Raw genomic sequence first — 20698 nt, 5'->3', positions numbered from 1 at the left:
GGGCGGGCGGGTCAGCTCTTCAGGTAGCCGAGCCGGTTCAGCTCCTGCCTGGCGACCTTCTCCACCAGCTCCAGGTCGTCGCGGCCCAGCGCGGTACGCCACGCGCCCACCTTCGGCACGGCGGGGTCGTACATGACGACCTTGGACACCCGCGTCTCCAGGAACTCCGAGAGCCCGGCCACCGCCTGCTGCGGCCTGCTCACCAGCTCCTCGTAGCGCAACGTCAGCAGCTGCCGTTCGGGCAGCGTGCGGCGCAGCTCGGCGCTGAGCCGCACGGCGCTGCGCCACCGCAGCGCGCTCTTGCCCGCCGCGGGCATGGCCTTCCATCGCTCCAGGTGCTCCTCCTTGTTGACGCCGAGGAACGCGCTGGGGAACTCGGTGTGCTCGGCCACCATGGCCGGCTTGAACCAGGCCAGGCAGGCGGGGTCGGCGAGCATGCCGGCGACGACGTCCCTGCCGTCGCGGATGAGCTGCACGAAGCGGGCGTCGGGGAACGCCTGGAGCAGCACGGGCGCGCTGTAGAGCAGGTCGGGGCTGCCGTCGCCGAAGCGGGTGACGTCGGCGGCGCTGACGCACGGGCCGGTGCCGGTCACCCCGCCGGCGTCCCGGCACGACTCGGCGCAGTCGCCGCAGGAGCGGGGGAGCACCTGCCACGATTCGGCGAGCGCGTCGCGCATCACCTGGACGGCGCCGGTCGTACGGGAGAGCGACGGTTTGCGGGCGAAGGCCTGGACCACGTGCGCCACGCTCGCGCGGCCCATCGTCACGTGGAAGCCGGGTGATCGTTTGAGGGCGCGGGCCAAGAGGTCCACTCCGGAATGCGGCGCTCCGAGCAGGAAGACCGGACGGCGGACCTTGATGCCGTTGACCACGAGGATGTGGGGCGGAAGTCGCATACAGCAGCCAAGTGTGACACCGTTTGGCAGGTGAACGCGCCAACCTCAGTGTCGGTCCTCACCGGAGCGGGTGTGTCCACCGATTCCGGCATTCCCGACTATCGGGGGCCTCAAGGCGTGTGGACGAAGAACCCGCGCGCCGAGGCCGACGCGACGATCGACCGCTACCTCGCCGATCCCGAGGTCAGGCGGGCCGCCTGGCAGGCCCGGCTGCATTCGCCCGCCTGGCAGGCCGAGCCCAACGCCGCCCATCTGGCGCTGGTCGAGCTGGAGCGAGCCGGGCTGCTGCGCGCGCTCATCACCCAGAACATCGACGAGCTGCACCAGCGCGCCGGGTCGTCGCCGGAGAAGGTCATCGAGCTGCACGGCACCATGCGCCGCGCCGAGTGCCTGTCCTGCGACCTGATCACGCCCATGGAGGAGGTGCTGGCCAGGGTCGCCGCGGGCGAGGACGACCCGCCGTGCCCGCGCTGCGGCGGCATCCAGAAGGCCAACACGATCTCGTTCGGGCAGTCGCTGAGGCCGGAGGTGCTGACCGCGGCGCTCGACGCGGCCCGCTCGTGCGAGCTGTTCCTGGCGGTGGGCACGTCGCTGACCGTGCACCCGGCCGCCGGGCTATGCGGCGAGGCGCTCGACGCGGGCGCCCGGCTGGTGATCGTGAACGCCCAGCCGACCCCCTACGACCCTTACGCCGATCGGGTCGTCAACGAGCCGATCGGCCAGGCACTACCCGCGCTCGTCAAGGAGTTGATCGATGCGGCAAGGTGACACCGTCGCCATCGTCTCGCCGTCCGGACCGCCCAATCCCGAGCTGCTGCGCCGCGGCGTCCAGCGGCTGGAGAGCCTCGGGCTGAAGGTGGTGACCGGGGCGCACGCGCTCGACCGGCAGAACCTCGAGTACCTGGCGGGCGAGGACGCCGCCCGGGCGGCCGACCTCCAGGACGCCTGGTGCGACCCGGCCGTCTCCGGCGTCTTCTGCTGCCGTGGCGGCTACGGCGCGGCCCGGCTGCTCGACCTGCTCGACTGGGACGCGATGCGGGCCGCGGGGCCGAAGGTGCTGCTCGGGTCGAGCGACATCACGGCGCTGCACAACGCGTTCGGCATCGAGCTGGGCGTGCCGACGCTGCACGGGCCGATGGCCGCCTGCGACGTGATCGCGGGGGATGAGGCCGGTCCCGAGCCGCGCACGTGGGAGAGCCTGCGCGAGGCGCTGTTCGAGACGGGCGCGCCGGTGCCGGTCACCGGTGACCGGGTGCTGGCGCCCGGCCGGGCGGAGGGCGAGGTGCGCGGGGGTAACCTGTCGTTGCTCGCCTCCATGTGCGGCACGAGGTGGCAGCCGTCGTTCGACGGTTGCATCGCGTTCCTCGAGGACATCGGCGAGGAGCCCTATCGCGTCGACCGGATGCTCACCCAGCTTCTGCAGGCGGGCGTCTTCGACGGCGTACGAGGTGTCGCGCTGGGCTCGTGGGTGGGCTGCGGAGATCCGTACCCGGTGCTGGAAGACCGGCTGCGCCCGCTGGGGGTGCCCATCGTGGCCGGGTTGCCGGTGGGACACGGGACACCCCAGATGAGCATGTGGCTTGGGGCACTTGGTGTTATCGATACCGAATCGTGTTCGCTGACTGGCTCGACGGGGGTCTGGGACCAGGCAAGGTAGAGGGACAAATCCGGCAGAAAGGGACACAGCACGTGAATGGGTTCGAACGTGACCGCGAGCCCTCGGGCCGTACGGTCGAGGACGTCGATCTCGATTCGCTGCTGGCGCTCGTCGCGGAGTCCCTCGGATACTCCTTCTCGTTCTCCGGCGACGGCTCCCGCCTCACCCTCACCAGCGCGGCGGGGCCGGACGCCGGGCTGGTCGTCAAGCTGACCGGGCTGCGGCGCGAGGCCGCGCGGCGGGCCAGGGAGGACTGGCCGGTGCTGGTCTCCGAGCACCTCGCGCACGCCGTCGCCACCGTCGGCGAGCGCGTGGACGTGTGCGACCTGGAGCAGGCCGGGCCGCTGCTGCGGATCAGGGTCGAGTCGGTGGACGAGGTGCCCGACCTCACCCGCGTCGTCGGCCGCCACCTCAACGCCGACCTGGTCGAGCTGCTCACCGTGGGCGCGCGGCTGGTCCGCCCCGAGGAGTCGGGCTGCTGGCCGGTCTCCGGCGGGCAGGCGCTCGACCGGGCGGTGGCCAACGTCCGCAGGCACGGCTCGCTGACCACCGAGCACATCGAGCTGTCCGGCACCCCGGTCATCCGGCTGACCGCCGAGAGCCCGTCGGCCGCCGTCCACCTGCGCTGGCTGGACGAGCACGTGGCCGTGCCCGGCGACGGGGTGCTCGTGGTGCTGCCCGACCCGTACACGCTGCTCGTGCACCCGGTGGACGGCATCGGCGTGGTACGCGCGCTCGAACGGCTGCGCGTGCACGCCGTGCGCACCGACGGGCTCAGCCCCCAGGTCTACTGGTGGCACGACGGGCGGCTGACGCTGATCAGGGCCGACATCGTCGCCCAGGACGGGCAGACCAGGCTCGTCGTGGCGCCGCCGCCCGAGTTCGCGCGCGTCCTGGCCCGCCTCGCGGTCTGACCCTCGCCGTTCGCGGGCGTCCCGCCTCGCCGTCGGAGGCCCGCTGCGTGTGCCCGCCTCGCCGCCTGACCCTCGCCGTCTGATCTCGCGCTCAGCGGGTGCGGCCGACGTAGTCGCGCAGGTGGACGGCCGTCAGCGAGGTGCCGGTGGCGACCAGCTCGCCCGGCGTGCCGGTGAAGACCACCTGACCGCCGTCGTGACCGGCGCCGGGGCCGAGGTCGATGATCCAGTCGGCGTGCGCCATGACGGCCTGGTGGTGCTCGATCACGATGACCGTGTTGCCGTCGTCCACCAGGCGGTCGAGCAGCGACAGGAGCTGATCGACGTCGGCGAGGTGCAGGCCGGTGGTGGGCTCGTCCAGGACGTACGTGGTGCCGGTCTTCGCCATGTTGATGGCCAGCTTGAGCCGCTGCCGCTCGCCGCCCGAGAGCGTCGTGAGCGGCTGCCCGAGCCCGAGGTAGCCGAGGCCGACGGCCATCAGCCGGTCGAGGATGACGCCCGCCTGCCCGTCGGGGAAGAACTCCCTGGCCTCGGCCACCGGCATCTCCAGCACCTCGCTGATGTTCTTGCCGCGCAGCCGGTACGTCAGCACCTCGGGCGTGAACCGCTTGCCCTCGCACTGCTCGCACACCGAGGCCACCCCGGCCATCATCGCGAGGTCGGTGTAGATGAGGCCGATGCCCTTGCAGGCCGGGCAGGCGCCTTCGGAGTTGGCGCTGAACAGGCCCGGCTTGACGCCGTTGGCCTTGGCGAACGCCGTACGGATCGGGTCGAGCACGCCGGTGTAGGTGGCCGGGTTGCTGCGGCGCGAGCCGCGGATCGGCGACTGGTCGGCCACGACCACGCCCTCGCGGCCCGCCACGTACCCGTGGATCAGCGAGCTCTTGCCCGAGCCCGCCACTCCGGTGACCACGGTGAGCACCCCGAGCGGGATGTCCACGCTCACGTCGCGCAGGTTGTGCGAGGTGGCGTTCCTGATCGGGAGCCGCCCGGTGGGCTTGCGCACCTCCTCGCGCAGGCTCACCCGGTGGTCGAGGTAGCGGCCGGTGAGCGTGCCGGAGGCGCGCAGGCCCGCCAGGTCGCCCTGGTAGCAGATCTCGCCGCCGGCGGTGCCCGCGCCGGGGCCGAGGTCCACCACGTGGTCGGCGATCGCGATCAGCTCGGGCTTGTGCTCGACGACGAGCACCGTGTTGCCCTTGTCGCGCAGCCGCAGCAGCAGGGTGTTCATGCGCTGGATGTCGTGCGGGTGCAGCCCCGCGGTCGGCTCGTCGAAGACGTACGTGACGTCGGTGAGGCTGGAGTTGAGATGGCGGACCATCTTGACCCGCTGGGCCTCGCCGCCCGACAGCGTGGCGGACTCGCGGTCGAGGCTGAGGTAGCCGAGGCCGATGCCGACCAGGGAGTCGAGCGTGGACAGCAGCCCCTCGAGCACCGGGCCGACCGACGGGTCGTCGATGCCGCGGATGAACGCCGCCAGGTCGTCGATCTGCATGGCCGCGCATTCGGCGATGCTCCTGCCCTGGACGCGGGCCGAGCGCGCGGCCTCGTTGAGCCGGCTGCCGCCGCACGAGGGGCAGGTCGCGAGCTTGATCGCCCGGTCGGCGAACGCGCGTGCCGCCGGCTGCATCGACTCGCGGTCCTTGCCCAGGTACGACTTGCGCACCTTGAGCACGAGCCCCTCGTAGGTGAAGTTGCCCGCGCTGTACTTGAGCTTGACCGCGGGCTTGTAGAGCAGGTCCTGCCACTGCTGCTCGGTGAAGTCCTTCAGCTTCACGCCCGGATCGAACAGGCCGGAGCCCGCCACGACCTGCCACTGCCAGCTCCCGACCGCGAAGCCCGGGATCTTGATGGCGCCGTCGTCCAGCGACAGCTCCCGGTCCACCAGCGCGTCCACGTCGATCTCCGACGCCTTGCCGAGGCCCTCGCACTCGGGGCACATGCCCTCGGCCCGGTTGAAGCTGAAGGCGTAGGCGGGGCCGACGTAGGGGCGGCCGATGCGGCTGAACAGGATGCGCAGCATCGTGTGGGCGTCGGTCACGGTGCCGACGGTGGAGCGCGGGTTGGCGCCCAGGCGCTCCTGGTCCACGATGATCGCCGCACTGAGGTTGTGCAGCGCGTCGACGTCGGGACGGCTGAGGCTCGGCATGAACGACTGGATGAACGCGGTGTAGGTCTCGTCGATCAGCCGGCGCGACTCGGCGGCGATCGTGTCGAAGACGAGCGAGGACTTGCCGGAGCCGGACACCCCGGTGAACACGGTGAGCCGCCGCTTGGGGACGTCGAGGGAGACGCCCTTGAGGTTGTTCTCCCTGGCGCCGCGGACCTGGATGTGGTCGTGGCTGTCCGCCAGAGCGTGATGAGCGTGATCGGTGCTTGCCTCGGGGCTGGTGAGCACGGGATCCTTCCGTCGTCGGCCGAATTGTTTATGCTGTAAGGAGATACGGCCGGGGCAGCGTACACCGGCTTCGCGATGATTGTGTCGCGAGGCTCTGACAGAAATGAGGAGTCATGACGATGGAGGACGTCCGGGAGCGCGCCGCCCGGCCCGAGGACCTTAGCCGTTTCGTCGTCGAGCGGCTCAACGCGGGTGACGTCGAGGGGCTGGTGGCGCTGTACGAGCCGGACGCGGTGCTGGCGCTGCCGGACGGCGGGGTCGCCAGGGGGACCGACGAGATCCGCCGGGCGTACGCGGCCCTGGTCGCCGACCGGCCGGTCTTCACCCCGGGGAAGCAGCAGCCCACGCTGGTCAGCGGCGACCTGGCGCTCACCTCCGTACGCCTGCCCGGCGGCGGCGTCACCGTCGAGGTGGCCCGCCGCCAGGAGGACGGCACGTGGCTGTGGGTGATCGACCAGCCGAGCCTGCCGATCTAGGCCGGGCGTCCCGCCAGGCCGAGAGCGGGCCGGCCTGGCGGTGGTGCAGCGCGATCACGGGGACCTCGTGCAGGCTGCCGGAGCACAGGAACCGCGTCACGCGGGGAAGCACGGGTTGCCGGGGATGCGGAAGTCCACCGGGGCGCGCTCCCCTCACGAGCCGCGCAGGAGTGAGAAGTGCGACGGGCTGTGCGCTTGAGGGTGGCTCACGGGGGGATGGTCGGCGGGCCCATGCGGCGCAGCGTCAGGATCGCGATGTCGTCTCGGGCGTCGGAGCCCGTGAACGCCCGCAGATCCGCGCCCAGCGCGCGGGCGAGCGGCACCGGCGGCTGCGGCGCCCACTGCCGCAGCCGCTGCTCCAGCGGGTAGAAGGCGCCGCGCGGGTCGCGCGCATCGGTCACCCCGTCGGTGCACAGCAGCAGCGTCGCGCCCAGCGGGAACGGGAACCGTGCGGAGCGGCGCGGCTCCGGCCACAGCGACGCGAGCCCCAGCGGCAGGGCGGGCTCGCCCAGGTTCACCTGGTACGCCGTGCCGTTGAACATCACGAACGGGGCGATGTGGCCGCAGTTGACCGCCTCCACGTCCGTGTCTCCGGCGATGTCCAGCACGAGGGCCGTGACCAGCCGCTCGGGCTCGCCCGTCATGGCGGCGAACACGTTCTGCCGCACCACCGTCGTCTCCAGGGCCGTCACCACGCCGGTCAGCGTGTGCTCGCGGTAGGCGGCCTCGCGGAACGAGCCCAGCACGGCCAGCGCCATGCCGATCGCGGGCAGGCCCTTGCCCTGGACGTCCGCGATCAGCACCCGCGTGCCGTGCCGGGAGACCGCCACGTCGTACATGTCGCCGCCGACCAGGGCGTCCTCCTCCACCGGGTGGTAGAGGCCGTCCACGGCGACCTCCGCCGTACGGAGGGGGAGCGGGCGCACGATGAGCCGCTGCAGCGCCGAGGCCGCCGAGCGCAGCCGGTGCACCTCCTCCTCCCGGCACACCCGGTACCGGCAGCTCAGCACGCTCACCACGCCGAACACCGTCGTGAACGAGGCCGCGAGCAGCAGGTCGTCGACCTCCGCACCCAGGAAGAAGCCGATGCCGACCTCCACCAGCACCACCCACACCGAGGCGGCGATCGTCTGCTTGACGTCGCCGAGACCCGAGACGATGGCGGGGAGGAAGATCAGCAACGGGTACAGCCGGATGGCCGTGCCCGTGGTCAGGTCGAGCGCGAGCACGACGGCCGTGACGACGAGCAGCCCCGCCACGAACAACGGCGTCCACAGGTAGCGACCGCCGCCGGACCCGCCGCTCGACCTGCCGCCCGGCCACCTCGCCGGCCCGCCGCCGCCCGACCAGCCGCCCGCAGCGCCACCGGCCCGGCGTCCCCCGCCCGGCTCGGCGCCCCGGCGCCCTCCGCCCCGATCGGCACCCCCGCGTCCTGCCGCCTGGTTACCGGCTCTACGCCCGCCGGCGCGGTCGGCTCGCCTCCTGCTGGTCCCGCTGCTCGGCTCGGCGCCCGCTCCGCTGTCGGCTCGGTCGGCTCGCCCGCTGCTCGGCTCGGCGCCGGCTCCGCTGTCGGTGTGGTCGGCTCGCCTCCTGCTGGTCCCGCTGCTCGGCTCGGCGCCCGCTCCGCTGTCGGCTCGGTCGGCTCGCCTGCCGTTCGCCGCATCGCCCGGCTCATGGCCCACTCCGCCGCCGGCCCGGTGGGCGCGCTTGCCGTTCGCATCGCCGCGCGGCTCGCTGTGTGGCCCGCCGTCCGAAAGGGCCGTATCCCCTGGACGGCCGATCGGGACGTTCGCATGGCCATCCGGGGGAACGCTCGCATGGCCGTCGGCCGGGCCGCTCGCATGCCCATCCGTGGAAACGCTCGCGTGGCCGCCAGCCGGGCCGTCCGCGTGGTCGTAGGCCGGGGCGGACGCCTGGGCGTCCGCTGGGCCGCCCTCGTGGCCCTCGGCCGGAGCCGCGATGTGGCCGTTCGCCGGAGCGGCCGCCTGGCCGTCACTCGGACCGGTTGCGTGGCCGTCGTTGGCCGGGCCTTCGGCGGCCGGTCCCTTCCCGCGCCCCCGTCGCGCGTCTTCCGTCACTGTCTCCCGCACCCCCATGTCACCTTCTATCAGGCCGTTTCGCCTATCCGGCCCGCGGCGCGCGTCCTTGACCCCACCTTGCCCCGGCAAGTAAATGAGAATCTTTCGCGCGGACGTATTCACGCGTTTATCCGAGCGGCCGGATAAGTAGTCGCGCGCCGCTCGTAAGCGTTTTCAAAGGCGAGAAAACGACGGCCCCGAGAGGCCGCCGTTGATGCGTTTTCGGCTCGATTCAGGTGCTGGGTGGATACGGAGCGTTGACTCTGTGTGCGGGAAGGATAGGCCAGTCGGCTACGGAAAGTAAACAGTCGCGTCCCTTTTATAGGGGTTTGCTGGAGTTGCTAGGTAAATGTGGTAAAGGCGGGAGAGGGTGGCCTCGATTCTTGTTTTTCTTTTCCTCGCCAAACGCATTGACAGAAATAAATGATCTTGTAAGCATCTGAGTTGAGACGCGGTGCGGCGGCGAATTCTTGTCAGGAAAGGGAGCGGTCCATATGGACATCGAGCACGACTGGACCCTGCTGCCGGCCGTGGTCGTCCGCAGCGCCGGGTTTCCATGGGAACTGGTGCTGTCACTCGCCTACCTCAGGGCGGCGGAGGCGGCCGCGGTCGTCGTACACCTGGAGCGCAAGGCACTCGACCTGCTCGCCGACGCTCCCGCCGCCGACCCGCGCCCGGCCGGCACAGCCAACGGCCGGGCGGGCACGGGTCCGAGCACGGACACGGGGACGGGACGGCCGTCGCGCGGGCTGCGGGGGCGCCTGCGCGATCTGCGGCCGCTGCCGTCGGGGGCCGTCGTGTCCGGGGCCGGCGACGCGGGCAACTGGGTGCTCGCCTGGAACGAGGTCACCGGCCTCCTGGAGCGTGCCAGGCTCACGCTCACCGCGCTCGTCGGCGGGGACGCCGCTCTCACCAGGGGCGCCGTGGCGGAGCTGACCGCCGACGAACGCTTCCTCGACGCTCTCGTGTGCTCCGCGCCCGGCCTCTACCGCGACCTGCGACACGGCGCCAAGGGCGGCAGGACCCGCCGCGAGCTCGCCGCCCACCTGCAGCGGCTGACCACCTCGTGCGAGACCGACGGCTGCTACGGGCCGCTCAATTACGGCACCGTACGGCCAGGCCCCTCCGGCCACACCTGGCAGGGGCACCGCGTGTACGCCGAGCGGCTGGCCTACCCGGCCGGCCGGGTGAACGAGGCGCTGCAGCAGCGCATCCTGGCCGATCCCACGCTGGTGGCCGGGCTGGTGCCGCGCCGCAGGACCCTGGTGGGCGAGGTACGCGACGGTGCGGCCTTCACCGGTCACTGCGACGGCCGCCGCACGCTCGCCGAGATCGCCGCCGAGACCGGCATCGGCATGGAACGCGCCGCGGCGGCACTGACCGTGGCCGTACGGCGCGGGCTGCTCACCCACGACCTGTGCCCGCCCGCCGGTGCGTGCGACCCGCTCGCCTGGCTGCGCGACCGCCTGACCGCCCGCGGCGTCCCGATCCACGAGGGCGACGACCCCACCCCGGGCCTGCCGGGGCCGGGCGGGCCCGCACCGCACCGGGGGAGCGTCCAGCCGATCGCTCCCTGTGAGTGCCGGCTGCCGCCGCACCCCGCGCACGCGGGCTTCCCTCCTCCCGGCGGCACCGGGCTCCGGCCCGCCGCCGAGCGCGACGACCTCACCGGGCACGGGGGCTCTGGTGCGGCCGGGGGCGCGCTCAACGGCGGGCCGGGGTCCGGGCGGTCCGGGTCCGGTTCCGATGGCAAGCCGGGCAACGGCTCCGTTGGCAAGCCGGGCAACGGCTCCGTTGGCAAGCCGGGCAACGGCTCCGTTGGCGCGCCAGGAAGCGGGAGCGGGTCCGCGAACGGTCTCGCGGGCGAGCCGGGGTCCGGGCTCGGGAGCGGGTCCGGCAGGCGGTCCGGGGCCGGGGCGGGGGAGAAGGGCGTCCCCGGTGAGCGACCGGTGGGGCAGTCCACCGGAGCTCCGGGCCGGGGGCAGGTGGGGGCGTCGGGGACGTCCGGACGGGGGTTCGTGGCTCCCGCGGGCGTGCCCGTGCAGCGCGGGCTGAGCGGCGCCGGCCAGGCGTCCGGGTCCGAGCTGCCGGTGGGGCGGCGGGTCGGGGAGATCAGCGAGTTGCTCGCGAGGTATCCCGCCGCCTCACCCGACGTGAAGCTGGCCGTGCAGCGGCGGATCGAGGCGCTGGCCGGACTCGGCGGGCACCGCGACGACCAGGCGGTGGTGCACGAGGCCGCCGCGGGCACGCTGCGGGTCGGCATCGGCGACGCGCTCGCCGCCGACCTGCGGGAACGTGTGCCGAGGGTGCTCGACCTGCTGGCCGAGGAGGCCGAGCTGACCCGGCTGCGCACCAACCGGCTGCTGGCGGGACGGCTCGGGCCCGGCACGTACGCGCTGGCCGACGCCCTGCGCATGACCGGCGACCTGGAGATCGACCACGGCGACCGGCTGTCCGCCCGCATCGCGGAGCTCGTCCGCGCGGCCCCTCCGGGCGCCACCGTGCTGAACCTCGCGGGCCTGCTCGACGAACCCGCCCCGCCGGCCGCGCCCGTGCTGTGCTCGGCGGATGTGATGGTGGCCGCGCCGGAGCTGGAGGCGTACGAGCCGGGCGTCACCCCGCTGGTCCTGACCGGCCTGCACGACGGGGTGCTGCTCACGCCGTGGGCGCTGCAGTTCCACGACGAGAGCGACGCCTGCCTCGCCGAGCGCGACGAGCAGGTGCGGCGGGCGCTGGCCGGGTTCACGGTGCTGAACGTCGTCTCCAGGCCCGAGCACGGCGTGCCCCGGCCCGACCTGCCAGGGCCTGTGCTGGAGCTCAACGGGGGGACCGCCGACCCCGGCCGCCGCAGGATCGGCCTCGACGAGCTGTACGTGCACAGCGACGGCCGCCGCGCCGTCCTGCACGCCAAGGGCTTCGAGGAGCCGCTGCTGTTCAACGACGGCGAGCACGACACCGCGCTGCACACGGCGCTCGCCCTGCCGAGGCTCCGGCTGCCCCGCTTCCACGACCTGCCCCGCATGCCCAGGCTGACCTGGGACAACGTCGTGCTGGCCGGGCGGCGCCGGCATCTCGAGGCGGACGCGTTCGAGGCGCTCGGACAGGCGGGCGGCGACGGCGACCTGCTGGTGAGCATGGCCCGGCTGCGGGAGACGTACGAGCTGCCCGTCGTGTTCTACGCCGCCACCGCCCGCGAGCGCATCTACGTCGACACCCGCTCGCCCGCCCTGCTCGAAGGGCTCGCCCGGCTCGCCGCCGGAGGCGAGGGCATCACGGTGAGCGAGGTGCTGCCGGGGCCCGAAGGGTGCTGGCTGCGCGACGGGGAGCACCGGTTCGCGGCCGAGCTGCGCTGCGTCTACCTGCGCCCGGCCGGCCCGAGCCGCCGCGAGGAGACCGGCCCGGCCGTCCGGGCACCGGTCTCGAAGCCCGCCGCCCGCCTGTTCGGCCGGTCCGCGGTCCACCCCTACCCGTGGCCCGGCGAGACCACCCGCTACAGCCGGTGACCCCGCCTTTCTCGCGGACGGCGGACGGCGGACGGCGCGGGGGTGCGGGACGGAAGGCACCATAGAGAGGTGACACCGAGCACCACGAAGGTGGCCGAGCTTGCCGAACTCGTCGCCAAGGGCGGGGTGGCCGTGCTCAGCGGGGCGGGGCTGTCCACCGAGTCCGGCATCCCCGACTACCGGGGGCCGACAGGGCGGTCCAGGCGGGCCGAGCCGATGACGTACCAGAAGTTCGTCGGCAGCGCGCAGGCCCGGCAGCGCTACTGGGCGCGCAGCCACGTCGGTTGGCGGCACATCGGCTCGGCCCGCCCCAACGCCGGGCATCGCGCCGTGGCCGAGCTGGAGCGGCGCGGCCTGCTGGCCGGGATCGTCACCCAGAACGTCGACGGCCTGCACCAGGCGGCCGGTGCGCGGGAGGTGATCGAGCTGCACGGCGGGCTCGACCGCGTGGTCTGCCTGGCGTGCCGCGAGCGCACCCCGCGCACCGAGCTGGAGCGCCGCCTCAACGAGGCGAACCCCGGCTGGGAGGCGGGCGGCGCGATCAACCCCGACGGCGACGCCGTGCTCACCGACGAGCAGATCGCCGGGTTCAAGGTCGTCGACTGCGAGGGCTGCGGCGGCGTGCTCAAGCCTGACGTGGTGTTCTTCGGCGAGAACGTGCCGAAACCGCGGGTGGAGCAGTGCTTCGCGGTGGTCGAGCGGGCGAGGACGCTGCTCGTGCTCGGGTCGTCGCTGGCGATCAGGTCGGGGCTGCGCTTCGTCACCAGGGCGGCCGAGCTCGGCATCCCCATCGCGATCGTCAACCAGGGCCCCACCGGCGGCGACGGCGACGCCTCGCTCACCCTCGACGCCCCGCTCGGGCCGACGCTGACCGACCTCACCGCCCGGCTCGGGGCACAATAGGGCCCATGCCTCCTCGCATGTGTCCCTGCGGCCTGCCCGCCTCCTACCACGACTGCTGCGGCAGGCTGCACCGGGGCGAGGCCACGGCCACCACCGCCGAGCAGCTCATGCGCTCCCGCTTCAGCGCCTTCAGCGTGGGCGACGAGGCGTACCTGCTGCGCACCTGGCACCCGTCCGACCGGCCGCGGCGGCTCGGGCTCGACAAGCGCGTCACGTGGGTGCGCCTCGAGGTGCTGGAGACCAGCGGGGGCAGCGTCGTGCACACCGAGGGCACCGTCCGCTTCCGCGCCCACTACACCGAGCGTGGGCGGCCCGGGCACATGGAGGAGCACAGCCGCTTCGTCCGCCTCGACGGCCGCTGGGTCTACGCGGGCGTCGTCTGACCCCGCCGCGCCCGGCCCCATCGCCCCCCGGACGCGCCCGCCCGCGACCCGCCCCCCGGACGCGCCCGCCCGCGACCCGCCGCCCGGGCCGCCCGCCGGACCCTACGCCGACTCGCGGATGATCAGTTCGGTGGGCAGGACCACCGGCTCGACGTGCTCGGCGCCGTCGATGAGGGCGAGCAGCAGGCGTACGGTCTCCTTCGCCGTCTCCGCAAGCGGCTGGCGGATCGTGGTCAGCGGCGGGTGCGTCGAGACCGCCACCGAGGAGTCGTCGAAGCCGCCCACCGCGACGTCGTCGGGCACCCGCCGACCGGCCGCGCGCAGCGCCGCGAGCGCGCCCGCCGCCATCAGGTCGGAGGCCACGAACACCGCGTCGATGTCGGGGGTGCGCTCCAGCAGCTCCTTCATGGCCCGCTCGCCGCTCGCCTGGGTCCAGTCGCCGTGGGCGATGAGCCGCTTGGTGGCCCTGCGGCCCAGCACGTCGGCGAAGCCCTCCAGGCGCTGGATGCCGCCCGGCGTGTCCATCGGCCCGGTGATCATCGCGATGCGCTTGCGGCCGAGCCGCACGAAGTATTCGGTCATCTGGCGGGCGCCGAGCCGGTCGTCGGCGGCGGCGTACGGGATGACGGTCTCGCGGCCGATGACCGGGCCGCACGAGACCGCGGGCGGGCCGTCCTTCAGCGCGTCGAGCAGCGGGTCGCCGGCGTGCGTCGAGACCAGCAGCACGCCGTCGGCGTGGCCGCCGCGCACGTAGCGGACCACGCGCTCGCGGTCGCCCTCGTTCCCGGCCAGCATCATCACCAGCGACAGGTCGCGCTCGGCCAGCATGCGGATGGCGACCCGGATGAGCGTGCTGTAGTTGGGGTCCTCGAACAGCTTCTCGTGCGGCTCGGACAGCACCATGACGACCGACCCCGTACGCTGCGTGACCAGGCTGCGCGCGGCCCTGTTGACGACGTAGCCGGTCTCGGAGATCGCCCTTTCGATGGCCACGCGCGCCGCCGGGCTCACGTATTTGTCCCCGTTGAGCAGGCGGGAGACCGTTCCACGGGAGACCCCCGCGGCGGCGGCGACGTCGTGGATCGTAGGGCGTTTCATTTCACGGCTCCGGAGGACAGGTCGGTCTTCCAGTATCGCTGCATGGTGAGGAAGAGCGCGATCAACGGCAGGATCGACAGGAACGCGCCCGTGAGGATCAGGTTGTACAGGGAGGGCTGGTTCGCGCCGGCCGCGAGCAGCGTGTACAGGCCCACCGTGAGCGGGAACTTGCCGTCGTCGCCGAGCATGATGAACGGCAGCAGGAAGTTGTTCCAGATCGCTACGAACTGGAACAGGAAGATCGTCACCATGCCCGGCACCATCAGCGGCAGCGCCACCCGCCGCATCAGCAGCCACTCGCTCGCCCCGTCGATGCGGCCCGCCTCCAGCAGCGAGTCCGGCACGGCCGCGGTGGCGTAGACGCGGGCCAGATAGATGCCGTACGGGTTGAGGATCTGCGGCAGCAGCACCGCCCAGTGGCTGTCGGCCAGCCCGACCTTCGAGAACAGCAGGTACTGCGGCACCGCGAGCACCACCGACGGCACGAGGATGCCGCCGATCAGCAGGTTGAAGATCGCGCTGCGGCCGGGGAAGCGGTACTTCGCCAGCGCGTACCCGGAGACCGCCGAGACGGCGGTGGACAGCAGCGAGCCGCCGCCCGCGTAGATGAGCGTGTTGAGCGCCCACAGCCAGAACACGCCGTCGCGGTAGGCGAACAGCTCGGCCACGTTGGCGAAGAAGCCGGTGCCGAAGGAGAGCGTGGCGGTGCTGAACAGCTCGGCGGGCGACTTGGTCGCCGCGATCAGCACCCACACCACGGGGAACAGGCAGTAGATCGCGCCGATCAGCAGCAGCGCCGTCGGCACCAGGCCGGTCATGCCGGCGGCGCGGGGCCGGCGGTGCGCGGCGGTGGCGGCCGCGGTGGTGAGCGTGGTCATCGGCCCTCTCCGAAGGCGCGGTCGCGGACGATGCGCAGGAACCCGAAGGACAGCACGAGCGCGATCGCCGCGATGACGATCGAGGTGGCGGCGGCCGAGTACAGGTCGCCGGTGACGAACGCGTCGCGGTAGACCTTCATCAGCGGGCTCCACGTGGAGCTGATCGTGTTGGTCAGCGGACGCAGCGCGGTGGGCTCGGTGAACACCTGGACCGTCGCGATGATCGAGAACACCGTGGTCAGAATGATCGCCGGGGCCAGCATGGGGATCTTGACGCGGAGCGCGATCTGCAGCTCGGAGGCGCCGTCGAGGCGGGCGGCCTCGTACAGGTCGCGGGGGATCGCGCGCAGCGCGGTGTAGAGCGCCAGCATGTTGAAGCCGGTGCCGCCCCACACCGCCACGTTCGCCATCGAGTACGTGACCGTGGTGGCGCTCAGGAAGTCCACGTCCAGCACCTGGCGGATGGGGCTGAGCGAGGGCAGGTAGAGAAAGCCCCACAGCAGCGTGGCGGCCACGCCCGGCACCGCGTACGGCAGGAAGATCGCGATCCTGGAGAAGCGGGCGAGCCGCACCCGCGCCGTGTCGAGCAGCAGCGCGAACAGCAGCGCCAGCCCCAGCATCACGACCAGCACCAGCGTGCCGTAGCCGAGCACGCGCAGCCATCCGGCCCACAGCTCGGCGTCGCTCAGCGCGGCGGCGAAGTTGTCGAACCCGGCGAACACCTCCCTGCGCGCGCCCTTGCCCAGGCCGAGCCCGGACACCTTGGTGCGGTGCAGCGCCAGGTAGACGGTGTAGCCGATGGGCACCGCGAGGAAGAGCGTGAACAGCACGATCGCGGGGGCCAGGAACAGGTACGGCCACGGCCCCCGCTCGGGCCGGCTCATCGAGGGACGCTTCATGACGCGAGCTGGAAGCCGGCCTTGCGCATGTCGGCGACCGTGGCCTCCTGCATGCCGCGCACCGCGTCGGAGAACGGGGTGCCGTTCTGCAGCGCCTTGCCGAAGCCGTCCCTGAACGCGTTGTACGCCACGCCCACGTTGGGCCCGAAGGTGAAGCCGCGCGCTCCCTTCGAGACCTCGGCGGCCTGCTGCCAGAAGTCGGCCTGGCCGGAGAAGTACTCGGGTGCCTCGCCGAGCGCCGACTGCGCCTTGGTGGCCGCCGGGTAGATCGCGGCCTCCTTGACCAGCAGGTCGATGGCCTGCGGGTCGGTGTTGAGCCAGGTGGCGAAGCGGGTGGCGGCCGCCTTGTGCGGCGACTTGGCCGCCACGGCGGTGGACGAGCCGCCCCAGAAACCGCTGTAGCTCTCACCCGCGTTCCACTGCGGCAGCGGCGCGACCGCCCACTTGCCCTTGCCCTTGGGGGCGTTGCTGGACAGCACGCCCGGCGCCCACACGGCCGACGGCCAGGTGAGCAGCTTGCCGTCGTTGAGCGCCTTGTTCCACTCGGGGGTGAAGTACGGCATGTCGTCGATGACGCCCTCCTTCACCAGGCCGCCCCAGTAGTCGGCGACCTTGACGGTGGCCTCGTCGGCGATGTTCACCTTCCACGACTCGCCGCTGATCGACCACCACTGGGCGCCCGCCTGCTGCGCCAGACCTGTGAACGCTCCCGGATCGTTGCTGGAGAAGGTGCCCAGGTACACCTTGGAGTCCTTCTTCCTGACCGTGCGCGCCGCCTCGGCGTACTCCTGCCAGGTCTTCGGGACGTCGATGCCGTACTTGTCGAAGAGGTCCTTGCGGTAGAAGAGCATCATCGGGCCGCTGTCCTGCGGGATGCCGTAGACGCCCTCGGTGCCCAGCGTCACCAGGCCCCACAGCCCGTCGGTGAACTCGCCCTTGATCGCGGCGGTCTCGGCCTTGATGTCGGCCACCGCGTCGGCCGCGATGAACGACGGCAGGTGCTGGTACTCGGCCTGCACCAGGTCGGGAGGGTTGCCGGCCTTCGCCGCCGTGAGGAACTTGGCCGCCGCGTCGTCGCCGCCGGCCTGCTTGCTGACCGTCACCTGGATGTCCGGGTTGGCCTTGTTCCAGACCTCGACGATCTTGTCCATGTTGGGGGCCCACGTCCAGTACGTGAGCTTGACGGGCCCCTGGGCGGCGGTCGCCGGGCTCTGCGCCGCCTCGGGCGCTTCGGCGGGTTCGCCGGACGCGCAGCTCGCGAGTGTGGCCGTGAGCGCGACGGCCAGTGCTGCTCCAAGGCGGTGGGCGCGCATGCGTACCTCCAGAAGGTTCTGTGAACGTGCACAGAGTGAAACAGCCCACATTCGAGCGTCAAGGGTTGTTACGTTCTCGTTGCGCGCCTGGAGAAAGTAAGTCCGGGCGGTGACTGTTCTTCCCCGGGCGGATCGGCTTTACTGTGCACGTTCACAGAAAGATGGTGCGGGGGGACGGATGTATCCGGAGCGACCGGCCGGGATCGCCTTCGGCGGCGACTACAACCCGGAGCAGTGGCCGCGCGAGGTGCTGGAAGAGGACGTCGAGCTCATGCGCGAGGCCGGGGTCAACCTGGTGAGCCTGGGCATGTTCTCGTGGGCGCTGATGGAGCCCGAGGAGGGGCGTTTCGACTTCGGCTGGCTCGACGAGATCCTCGACCGGCTGCACGCGGCCGGGGTGGCGGTCGACCTCGCCACGCCCACCGCCGCGCCGCCCGCCTGGTTCGTCGCCCGCCACCCCGACGTGCTGCCGGTCAACAGGGAGGGCGTGCGGATCGGGTTCGGCGGTCGGCAGAGCGCCTGCTCCAGCGCGCCCGCGTTCCGCGCGGCCACCGCCCGGCTGGTGCGCGCGCTGGCCGGGCACTACCGCGACCACCCCGCCGTGGTCATGTGGCACGTGCACAACGAGTACGGCGCCCCGCTCGGCGAGTGCTACTGCGAGCACAGCGTGGCCGCCTGGCGAGAGTGGCTGCGGCACACCTACCGCGACATCTCCGCGCTCAACGACGCCTGGGGCACCACGTTCTGGGGACAGACCTACACCGACTGGTCGCAGATCGACGCCCCGCGCGCCAACCACACGGCGGTCAATCCGGCCCAGCGGCTCGACTACGCCCGCTTCAGCGACGGCGAGCACCGCGCGCACTACGCGCTGCAGCGCGACATCCTGCGCGAGGCGACCCCGCACCTGCCGGTCACCACGAACTTCGCCGGCACGGTCAACTGCAAGTCGACGGACCTGTGGCAGTGGGCCCGCGAGCTGGACGTCGTCGCCAACGACCACTACCTGCAGGCCGAGCGGCCCGACAACCACATCGACCTCGCCATGTCGGCCGACCTCGCCCGCTCGGTGGCCGGCGGCGAGCCGTGGATGCTCATGGAGCACTCGGCGGGCGCGGTCAACTGGCAGCCGCGCAACCTCGCCAAGCGGCCGGGGGAGATGCGCCGCAACAGCCTCGCGCACGTCGCGCGCGGCTCGGACAGCGTGCTGTTCTTCCAGTTCAGGGCCTCGCGCTTCGGCGCGGAGAAGTTCCACTCCGGGATGGTGCCGCACGCCGGGACCGACTCCGAGCAGTGGCGGGAGATCGTGCGGCTGGGCGCGGACCTCAGGCGGCTGGCCGGGGTGCGCGGCAGCCGGGTGCGGGCCGAGGTGGCGCTGGTGTGGGACTGGGAGTCGTACTGGGCGCTGGAGCTCGACTGGCGGCCGTCGGTGGACCTGACGTTCCGCGAGCGGATGGACGCCTTCTACGAGGCGCTGTGGCGCGAGCACGTGACGGTGGACTTCGTCCACCCCTCCGCCGACCTGTCGCGGTACCGGCTGGTGGTGGCGCCCAGCTCGTACCTGCTGACCGAGGCGTCCGCCAAGAACCTCCACCGGTACGTCGAGTCCGGCGGGAACCTCCTCGTGTCCTACTTCTCCGGCATCGTGGACGAGCACGACACCATCCACCCCGGCGCCCACCCCGGCGCGCTGCGCGAGCTGCTCGGCCTGTCGATCGAGGAGTTCCACCCGCTGCGCGAGCACGAGACGGTGGCGCTCACCGCGGACGGTGAGGCCCGCATCTGGTCGGAACGGGTCCGCCTGGCCGGCGCCACCGCCGTGCGCGGCTTCGCCACCGGCCCCGACGCGGGGCACCCCGCCTTCACCCGTCACGACCTCGGCGCCGGCACCGCCTGGTACCTCGCCACCGCGCCCGTCACCGGCCTGCCCGGCCTGCTCGGCCAGGTGCTCGACCACGCCGGGGTGACCAGGCCGCGCGGCCTGCCCGACACCCTCGAACTCGTGCGCAGAGGCCGCCACCTGTTCCTGATCAACCACGGCGACCAGGCCGTGACGGTCGAGGGGGTGAGCGGCGTGAGCGTGTTCGACGGCGTGCGGCATGACGGGCCGGTCACCGTCGCGGCCGGGGCGGTCACGGTCATCGAGGAAACCCCCGACCCTAGGAGAGCGCCATGAGAGGCATCCTCACCGCACTGCTGTTATTCGCCGCCCTTCTCATCGCCCCACCGGCTCAGGCGCGGCAGGCCGCCACCCTCGCGATCAGAGGCGCGGACGTCTCCAGCCTGGCCAAGTCGGAGGCGCTCGGCGGCGTCTACCGCGACGCGAACGGCACCACCGGCGACGCCCTGCGCATCCTGGCGCAGAACGGGGTCAACTCCATCAGGCTCAAGGTCTGGGTGAACCCGGCCGACGGCTACAACACCAAGACGCAGGTCCTCGCGGTCGCCAGGCGCGCCAAGGCGCTCGGCATGAGCCTGCTCGTCGACTTCCACTACTCCGACAGCTGGGCCGACCCCGGCAAGCAGACCAAGCCCGCCGCCTGGCAGTCGCTGCCGTTCGACCGGCTCAAGCAGGCCGTCTACGACCACACCTACGACGTGCTCGACGCCCTGCGCCGCCAGGGCACCACCGCCGACCTCGTGCAGGTCGGCAACGAGATCAACGGCGGCCTGCTGTGGCCCGACGGCGCCAACTCCACCTGGCCGAACACGGCCGCGCTGCTGAACGCCGGCTACGACGCCGTCAAGGCGGTCTCCCCGAGCACCAGGGTCGTGCTGCACCTGGCCGACGGCGGTGACAACGGGCTGTATCGGTGGTGGTTCGACAACGCCGCATCCCACGGCATCCGCTACGACGTGATCGGGCTGTCGTACTACCCGTACTGGCACGGCACGCTGGAGACCTTCCAGGCCAACATCAACGACGTGGCCGCCCGGTACGGCAAGCCGGTGCTGGTCGCCGAGACCGCCTACCCGTTCACCACCGGCGACGCCGACGGCTGGCCCAACATCATCACCGGCGCCGAGCCGTACCCCGGCTACCGCGCCACGCCGCAGGGCCAGTCGGCGATGCTGGCCAAGGTCGCCGACATCGTCCGCGCCGTCCCGGACGGCCGCGGCCTCGGCCTCTACAGCTGGGAGGCCACCTGGACCGCCGTGCCCGGCAACGGCTGGGACCCGGCGGACCCGTCGTCCGGCAACGCCTGGGAGAACCAGGCGCTGTTCGGCTACGACGGCCGCGCGCTGCCCGCGCTCGCGGTGCTCGGCAGCGTCTGATCTCTCAGGGTCTGAGGGCCCGAGCCGGG

General features: G+C 72.4%; 16 protein-coding genes. 9 read left to right on the top strand and 7 right to left on the bottom strand.

Features of this window, described 5'->3' with window-relative positions; translation table 11 throughout:
* Window positions 1-11: 11 nt before the first annotated feature.
* Window positions 12-896 (bottom strand): sulfotransferase, encoded by an 885-nt coding sequence (locus AB0K67_RS26980; protein WP_364065646.1) that lies wholly within the window; start codon window positions 894-896, stop codon window positions 12-14.
* Window positions 897-926: 30 nt separating this feature from the next.
* On the opposite strand from AB0K67_RS26980, the gene AB0K67_RS26975 reads away from it, so the two are divergent.
* The 3 genes from AB0K67_RS26975 to AB0K67_RS26965 are packed head-to-tail and all read left to right on the top strand — an operon-like array spanning window position 927 to window position 3467.
* Complete coding sequence (locus AB0K67_RS26975) at window positions 927-1664, top strand: Sir2 family NAD-dependent protein deacetylase (RefSeq protein WP_364065643.1); 738 nt, start codon at window positions 927-929, stop codon at window positions 1662-1664.
* Window positions 1651-2553, top strand: coding sequence for an LD-carboxypeptidase (locus tag AB0K67_RS26970; RefSeq protein WP_364065641.1), 903 nt, complete (start codon window positions 1651-1653; stop codon window positions 2551-2553). The genes AB0K67_RS26975 and AB0K67_RS26970 overlap by 14 nt, the downstream gene beginning before the upstream one ends.
* A gap of 32 nt (window positions 2554-2585) precedes the next feature.
* Window positions 2586-3467, top strand: coding sequence for a hypothetical protein (locus tag AB0K67_RS26965; RefSeq protein WP_364065639.1), 882 nt, complete (start codon window positions 2586-2588; stop codon window positions 3465-3467).
* Between the two features lie 91 nt (window positions 3468-3558).
* On the opposite strand, the gene AB0K67_RS26960 is transcribed toward AB0K67_RS26965, so the two are convergent.
* Complete coding sequence (locus AB0K67_RS26960) at window positions 3559-5862, bottom strand: excinuclease ABC subunit UvrA (protein ID WP_364065636.1); 2304 nt, start codon at window positions 5860-5862, stop codon at window positions 3559-3561.
* A 113-nt stretch (window positions 5863-5975) separates the two neighbouring features.
* On the opposite strand from AB0K67_RS26960, the gene AB0K67_RS26955 reads away from it, so the two are divergent.
* The gene (locus AB0K67_RS26955; protein ID WP_364065633.1) at window positions 5976-6338 is read left to right on the top strand and encodes a nuclear transport factor 2 family protein; all 363 of its coding nucleotides are present in this window, start codon (window positions 5976-5978) and stop codon (window positions 6336-6338) included.
* A gap of 206 nt (window positions 6339-6544) precedes the next feature.
* Here AB0K67_RS26955 and AB0K67_RS26950 read toward each other — a convergent pair whose 3' ends face one another.
* On the bottom strand, window positions 6545-7597 hold the full coding sequence (locus AB0K67_RS26950) for a PP2C family protein-serine/threonine phosphatase (protein WP_364065630.1): 1053 nt from the start codon (window positions 7595-7597) through the stop codon (window positions 6545-6547).
* Between the two features lie 1313 nt (window positions 7598-8910).
* On the opposite strand from AB0K67_RS26950, the gene AB0K67_RS26945 reads away from it, so the two are divergent.
* The 3 genes from AB0K67_RS26945 (at window position 8911) to AB0K67_RS26935 (ending at window position 13205) form a co-directional block, all read left to right on the top strand.
* A complete protein-coding gene (locus tag AB0K67_RS26945; protein WP_364065627.1) occupies window positions 8911-11919 on the top strand; it encodes a hypothetical protein in 3009 nt (1002 codons plus the stop codon).
* Window positions 11920-11988: 69 nt separating this feature from the next.
* Complete coding sequence (locus AB0K67_RS26940; RefSeq protein WP_364065624.1) at window positions 11989-12822, top strand: NAD-dependent protein deacetylase; 834 nt, start codon at window positions 11989-11991, stop codon at window positions 12820-12822.
* Between the two features lie 5 nt (window positions 12823-12827).
* On the top strand, window positions 12828-13205 hold the full coding sequence (locus AB0K67_RS26935) for a YchJ family metal-binding protein (protein WP_364065621.1): 378 nt from the start codon (window positions 12828-12830) through the stop codon (window positions 13203-13205).
* 102 nt (window positions 13206-13307) lie between these two features.
* On the opposite strand, the gene AB0K67_RS26930 is transcribed toward AB0K67_RS26935, so the two are convergent.
* Genes AB0K67_RS26930 through AB0K67_RS26915 form a run of 4 tightly spaced genes read right to left on the bottom strand, consistent with a single transcriptional unit; the run spans window position 13308 to window position 17393 of the window.
* Window positions 13308-14303, bottom strand: coding sequence for a LacI family DNA-binding transcriptional regulator (locus AB0K67_RS26930; RefSeq protein ID WP_364065618.1), 996 nt, complete (start codon window positions 14301-14303; stop codon window positions 13308-13310).
* Window positions 14300-15181, bottom strand: coding sequence for a carbohydrate ABC transporter permease (locus AB0K67_RS26925; RefSeq protein ID WP_364065615.1), 882 nt, complete (start codon window positions 15179-15181; stop codon window positions 14300-14302). The genes AB0K67_RS26930 and AB0K67_RS26925 overlap by 4 nt, the downstream gene beginning before the upstream one ends.
* Window positions 15178-16080: a sugar ABC transporter permease gene (locus tag AB0K67_RS26920; protein WP_364065612.1), complete on the bottom strand. Its 903-nt coding sequence runs from the start codon at window positions 16078-16080 to the stop codon at window positions 15178-15180. The genes AB0K67_RS26925 and AB0K67_RS26920 overlap by 4 nt, the downstream gene beginning before the upstream one ends.
* Entirely contained in the window at window positions 16077-17393 is a 1317-nt protein-coding gene (locus AB0K67_RS26915) for a sugar ABC transporter substrate-binding protein (protein ID WP_364065609.1), read from the bottom strand. Before AB0K67_RS26915 ends, AB0K67_RS26920 begins: the two co-directional genes overlap by 4 nt.
* A gap of 178 nt (window positions 17394-17571) precedes the next feature.
* Here AB0K67_RS26915 and AB0K67_RS26910 point away from each other — a divergent pair, with 178 nt between their 5' ends.
* Both AB0K67_RS26910 and AB0K67_RS26905 read left to right on the top strand, forming a co-directional pair.
* Window positions 17572-19569, top strand: a complete 1998-nt coding sequence (locus AB0K67_RS26910; RefSeq protein ID WP_364065606.1) for a beta-galactosidase — start codon at window positions 17572-17574, stop codon at window positions 19567-19569.
* Window positions 19566-20669, top strand: coding sequence for an arabinogalactan endo-1,4-beta-galactosidase (locus AB0K67_RS26905; protein ID WP_364065603.1), 1104 nt, complete (start codon window positions 19566-19568; stop codon window positions 20667-20669). Before AB0K67_RS26910 ends, AB0K67_RS26905 begins: the two co-directional genes overlap by 4 nt.
* The last annotated feature ends 29 nt before the right edge of the window (window positions 20670-20698 follow it).

Source organism: Nonomuraea sp. NPDC052634, from assembly GCF_040678535.1.
Taxonomy (GTDB): Bacteria; Actinomycetota; Actinomycetes; order Streptosporangiales; family Streptosporangiaceae; genus Nonomuraea; species Nonomuraea fastidiosa.
This window is presented reverse-complemented; position numbering and strand designations above follow the sequence as displayed.

What these genes read in the sequence shown, in the direction of transcription:
- AB0K67_RS26925 (WP_364065615.1), bottom strand. Translation starts at nt 15,181, where the DNA reads ATGACCACGCTCACCACCGCGGCCGCCACCGCCGCGCACCGCCGGCCC.
- AB0K67_RS26945 (WP_364065627.1), top strand. Translation starts at nt 8,911, where the DNA reads ATGGACATCGAGCACGACTGGACCCTGCTGCCGGCCGTGGTCGTCCGC.
- AB0K67_RS26970 (WP_364065641.1), top strand. Translation starts at nt 1,651, where the DNA reads ATGCGGCAAGGTGACACCGTCGCCATCGTCTCGCCGTCCGGACCGCCC.
- AB0K67_RS26930 (WP_364065618.1), bottom strand. Translation starts at nt 14,303, where the DNA reads ATGAAACGCCCTACGATCCACGACGTCGCCGCCGCCGCGGGGGTCTCC.
- AB0K67_RS26935 (WP_364065621.1), top strand. Translation starts at nt 12,828, where the DNA reads ATGCCTCCTCGCATGTGTCCCTGCGGCCTGCCCGCCTCCTACCACGAC.
- AB0K67_RS26915 (WP_364065609.1), bottom strand. Translation starts at nt 17,393, where the DNA reads ATGCGCGCCCACCGCCTTGGAGCAGCACTGGCCGTCGCGCTCACGGCC.
- AB0K67_RS26980 (WP_364065646.1), bottom strand. Translation starts at nt 896, where the DNA reads ATGCGACTTCCGCCCCACATCCTCGTGGTCAACGGCATCAAGGTCCGC.
- AB0K67_RS26910 (WP_364065606.1), top strand. Translation starts at nt 17,572, where the DNA reads ATGTATCCGGAGCGACCGGCCGGGATCGCCTTCGGCGGCGACTACAAC.
- AB0K67_RS26955 (WP_364065633.1), top strand. Translation starts at nt 5,976, where the DNA reads ATGACGATGGAGGACGTCCGGGAGCGCGCCGCCCGGCCCGAGGACCTT.
- AB0K67_RS26905 (WP_364065603.1), top strand. Translation starts at nt 19,566, where the DNA reads ATGAGAGGCATCCTCACCGCACTGCTGTTATTCGCCGCCCTTCTCATC.
- AB0K67_RS26920 (WP_364065612.1), bottom strand. Translation starts at nt 16,080, where the DNA reads ATGAAGCGTCCCTCGATGAGCCGGCCCGAGCGGGGGCCGTGGCCGTAC.